Annotated in this window: 1 protein-coding gene and 1 tRNA gene; one reads left to right on the top strand and one right to left on the bottom strand. The window is 41.3% G+C overall.

The genetic code is table 11. The annotated features are described in order from the left end of the window. The first annotated feature begins 254 nt into the window (after positions 1-254). Positions 255-509 carry a helix-turn-helix domain-containing protein gene (locus D5270_RS16530; RefSeq protein WP_166545107.1) on the top strand — a complete coding sequence of 85 codons (255 nt, stop codon included), beginning with the start codon at positions 255-257 and terminating at the stop codon, positions 507-509. A 112-nt stretch (positions 510-621) separates the two neighbouring features. Here D5270_RS16530 and D5270_RS16525 read toward each other — a convergent pair. Further along, positions 622-697, bottom strand: a tRNA-Lys gene (locus tag D5270_RS16525). Positions 698-829 lie beyond the last annotated feature (132 nt).

Raw genomic sequence — 829 nt, 5'->3', positions numbered from 1 at the left:
ATTTTAGATTCTCGTACGGCTCTCTTTTGCCGCCGAGTGGAAGTTATTTATATACTGTAATACCGGGGGACAAGCATAAAAACCTGACAGTTCCACTAAGAACGTCAGGTTTCTTTCAAGGTGATTAAGCGCCAAATAACGAATTTTGTAAAAGAAAATTACATCTAGTCGGAATCTGAGGTACACCTCCTGGAAGTATGCCTCCAATAGTGGTAATATTTGTCTATAGATATCAAACACAGGAGGGATTTCAAATGAGGAAGTATCAGCCAGAATTAAAAACCTACTTAAGGGGTGTATTGCTTACACTTCGCCGCAGGCTTAATCTTACACAGGAGCAGATGGCTGCCATGCTGCACATTTCTCCGCGTTCCTATTCTAACCTGGAACGTGGTAAAACAGGCTTATCTGCTGTTTCCCTAATTTTCATGCTCTACGGTCTTTCACCGGACGAAACCACTCAGCTCATCGACACCTTTGTGAATTCCGTGCTGAATAACACAAAGTAATGTCCGCGTCATTTTGAGGTTCTGTTTATCAGCAATAGACAGTTCTAAGCAAGAAAAAAAGAACCGCTGAAATCATTGAATTTCAGCGGTCCTTTTTCTTAAACAATCCTTTTGGTGACCCATCGGGGATTTGAACCCCGGACACCCTGATTAAAAGTCAGGTGCTCTGCCAACTGAGCTAATGAGTCGTTAATACTGCCAGATAACCCTTTAATTATAGCAAGTTTTCACTGATATGTCAACTGCATTTTTAAATGTGAAATGTCTGATTCCAGATTACAGTATATAAATAACTTCCACTCGGCGGCAAAAGAGAGCCG

The organism is Acutalibacter sp. 1XD8-36 (assembly GCF_009917525.1).
Taxonomy (GTDB): domain Bacteria; phylum Bacillota; class Clostridia; order Oscillospirales; family Acutalibacteraceae; genus Acutalibacter.
The sequence above is the reverse complement of the archived record's forward strand: the minus strand, read 5'-3'. Positions and strand labels throughout refer to the sequence as shown.

Excerpts from the sequence above, each read along its gene's own strand:
- D5270_RS16530 (WP_166545107.1), top strand. The coding sequence starts at position 255 with ATGAGGAAGTATCAGCCAGAATTAAAAACCTACTTAAGGGGTGTATTG.